The sequence below is a fragment of the Bacteroides sp. genome, assembly GCF_052357945.1.
In the GTDB taxonomy this organism is placed as follows: domain Bacteria; phylum Bacteroidota; class Bacteroidia; order Bacteroidales; family Bacteroidaceae; genus Bacteroides.
In genome coordinates this window covers 1-3837 of the sequence record NZ_DAWCXD010000252.1, presented here as the reverse complement: position 1 = coordinate 3837, position 3837 = coordinate 1, and the positions used below count along the sequence as shown (strand labels likewise).

Below are 3837 nucleotides of genomic sequence, written 5' to 3'. Positions count from 1 at the left end.
TCCATGGTTTTTGAGACAAAGGTAAGAAAACACAAAAATAAAGGCAAGACGGCATTGCGGAGACGCTTACTATTTATTTCTTTCCTCCATTACAGGAAAACAACAAAAATCAAAGCAATTTCTCTCAATCATTTGTTTATTATTTAGTCATAATGGTATTTGCCCTCTTTATATACAGACAGGCAATCCCCTTATCATCATCCGTAATCAATAAAGTATTATGAATAATTGGAAAAAGAAATTTATCATTATATGGTCCGGACAGTTATTTTCTATTCTCAGCAGTTCTATTGCCCAGTTTGCCATTGTTCTGTGGATCAGTCTTGAGACCGGTTCGGCAGAGGTGCTTTCATTTGCTACTATCGCCGCACTTTTACCCCAAGTAGTATTAGGTCCCTTTGCCGGCGTTTTCGTTGATCGGTGGAGTCGGAAATGGACTATGATATTGGCCGACAGTTTCGTTGCACTCTGTTCGGGCATTATTACATTATTATTCTATCTGGACGTTATCGAAATCTGGCAGATTTATCTGCTGCTTATGCTCCGTTCTGTCGGAAGCGCTTTCCACGCACCTGCCATGAAATCATCCATACCGCTGCTTGCTCCTGAAAAAGAACTGACGCGTATTGCCAGTATTAATCAGACAATACAGGCCTTATGTAATATCTGCGGTCCTGTGCTAGGTGCCGCATTGATTGTCAGTACGAATATGAGTGTAGTTATGTTGCTCGACGTTGCGGGAGCAGCCATAGCCTGTACAACACTCATGTTTGTATTTATCCCTAATCCGGAAAAAACAGAAACTGAAACAACCAATAATGTACTCCGGGATATGAAGGAAGGCTTTCAGGTAATCTGTAGCAATTGTGGTTTGAAATGGGTGATGGTCACTGAAGTACTCATCACTTTCTTTATCATGCCTGTTGTTGCTCTGATACCGTTGATGACTCTGAAAAACTTCTCCGGAACAGCTTATCAAGTCAGTCTGATAGAACTTCTTTTTGGTTCGGGAGCATTAGTCGGTGGTATTTTACTGGGAATATGGAATCCACGCATCCGAAAAGTCGTTATGATAAACATATCCTATATCATAATAGGAGTTTCTATTTTCGTTTCTGGAATCCTTCCTCCTTCAGCATTCATTATCTATGCTATATTTGCAATAGTACAGGGTATTTCCATGCCGTTTTATTCCGGTCCGTTTACAGCTTTGTTGCAAACACAGATTGAAGTGTCTTTCTTGGGGCGCGTATTCTCTTTGTTCGACAGTATCAGTTTGTTACCCTCCATTTTAGGATTACTGGCAACCGGATTTATTGCAGACGCTATCGGCATAGCCAATGTCTTTGTTATATGCGGTATTGCAATTGTGATAACAGGGACACTTGCATTCTTCATTCCATCAATCATGAATCTGGAGAAAAAATAAATGACTAATTTTATTAACTAATCCTTTTTTAGAAGCATTTTTTTAGGTTATTTTGCGGAACAAATATCACGAACTTGTCAAATTATGGATTGGATTGGCCTTGATTTAACATTCCCTATCACCGACCCTACATGGATATTTCTCCTTGTACTCCTAATTATATTGTTTGCTCCGATATTATTGAATAAGCTGCGCATCCCTCATATTATCGGTATGATCCTGGCGGGATTGGCTATTGGCGAACATGGATTTAATATTCTGGCACGCGATAGCAGTTTTCAGTTATTCGGCAAAGTCGGGCTCTATTACATCATGTTTCTGGCTGGTCTGGAAATGAACATGGGAGACTTCAAAGAGACGAGAAACAAAGCATTAGTGTTGGGATTACTGGCTTTCATCATTCCCATCGGGATTGGGTTCGTGGCAAATGTATCTTATCTGAAATACGGCGTAATCACTTCTGTACTGCTAGCCAGTATGTATGCCTCCCACACACTCGTTGCCTATCCCATCGTCACCCGCTTCGGTATATCACGCCATCGTAGTGTAAGTATTGCTGTAGGAGGAACGGCGGTGACGGATACGCTCACACTGTTGGTATTAGCCGTTATAGGCGGATTATTCAAAGGAGAAACCGGTGGTTTATTCTGGATTTGGCTAGTAGTAAAAGTAATCTTTCTAGGAGCACTTATCATTTATTTCTTCCCACGCATCGGTCGCTGGTTCTTCCATCGATACAATGACAACGTGATGCAGTTCATTTTTGTGCTTGCAATGGTCTTTTTAGGAGCAGGACTGATGGAACTCGTAGGTATGGAAGGTATTTTGGGAGCTTTCCTCGCCGGATTGGTACTCAACCGGCTCATTCCGCACGTTTCTCCATTGATGGATCATTTAGAGTTCGTCGGTAATGCCCTCTTCATTCCTTATTTCCTTATCGGAGTAGGAATGTTAATCAACTTACGGGTTATTTTCGGACATGGGGATGCTTTAAAAGTTGCTGCCGTAATGATAACCATGGCACTGACAGGCAAATGGATTGCTTGCTGGCTGACACAAAAGATATACAAGATGTCTGTTCTTGAACGAAATCTGATGTATGGTTTAAGTAACGCACAGGCAGCAGCCACATTGGCAGCCGTATTGGTCGGATATAACATTATTCTGCCCACCGGCGAGCGCTTGCTGAATGACGATGTACTGAACGGCACAGTCTTGCTTATCCTAGTCACTTGCGTAGTGAGTTCACTGATTACCGAACGGGCAGCCAGAAAAGTGGCAATGGATGACTCACTATCGGAAAATGAATCTTCAAAAGAAACAGAGAAGATTTTAGTATCCATAGCCAACCCGGACACTATCGAGGACATGGTGAATCTGTCTCTAATCATACGTGATTCTAAATTGAAAGATAATCTACTGGCCCTCAATGTAATCAACGACAATAATAATTCCGATAATCTACGACTTCGAAGCAAATATTACCTGGAAAAAGCGGAAACGACAGCAACAGAAGCAAATGTATCACTGAAGAAAGTCACACGGTATGATTTGAATATAGCTTCCGGCATTATACATTCAGTCAAGGAAAATGAGATTACAAGTATTATCACCGGTCTGCATCGTAAGAAAAATATCACAGACTCATACTTTGGAATACTTGCCGAACATTTATTGAATGGATTAAACAGTGAGATAATTATCTCTAAGTTTCTAATACCAGTCCATACAATCAAACGAATTGTCATTGCCGTCCCTCCTAAAGCCGAATACGAATCCGGTTTTCCTCATTGGATGGAACATTTCTGTAGAATGGGAAGTACCCTCGGATGCCGGGTACATTTCTTTGCCAATGAAAAAACAACCACACGCCTGCAAGCGTGGATAAAGAAACGGCATAAGCAGACACTTACCGATTTCTCTCTTTTGGAAGATTGGAATGACTTGCTGGTGCTGACGGGACAAGTAAGCTACGACCATTTATTAGTTATTATCAGTGCACGACCGGGAACTCTCTCTTACGACAGTTCTTTTGAGAAACTACCGAGACAGCTTAGCAAATACTTCTCCAACAATAGCTTAATCGTGCTTTATCCTAACCAGTCAGGAGAACCGTTGGATACGTCTTTCTTCTCCAAGCTATATACTGATACCGAAACCCGACATTACGAGAAGGTCGGTAAATGGTTTTACAGGTGGTTTAAGAAAGACTTATAAAATAAAGGAAAGACAGTGTATTATGTAATCCCAGCATTTTGGGAAGTGGTATTCTGGCGACCAATTTATCCCAAACCTCCACAGATATAATCCTTGATTACAGTAATCAACTGGTTGATATATACAAAGATGCTAAATAACGTGAGTTCGACATAAAATTAAAAGATAGTAAGTTGCCCGTCATTGATAAA

At 40.9% G+C, this 3837-nt stretch carries 2 protein-coding genes; both read left to right on the top strand.

The features are described from left to right. Nucleotides 1-220 precede the first annotated feature (220 nt). Nucleotides 221-1429: an MFS transporter gene (locus ACT8YW_RS22300; RefSeq protein WP_444107185.1), complete on the top strand. Its 1209-nt coding sequence runs from the start codon at nt 221-223 to the stop codon at nt 1427-1429. An 84-nt stretch (nt 1430-1513) separates the two neighbouring features. Beyond that, entirely contained in the window at nt 1514-3646 is a 2133-nt protein-coding gene (locus tag ACT8YW_RS22295; protein ID WP_444107184.1) for a cation:proton antiporter, read from the top strand. Nucleotides 3647-3837: the final 191 nt, after the last annotated feature.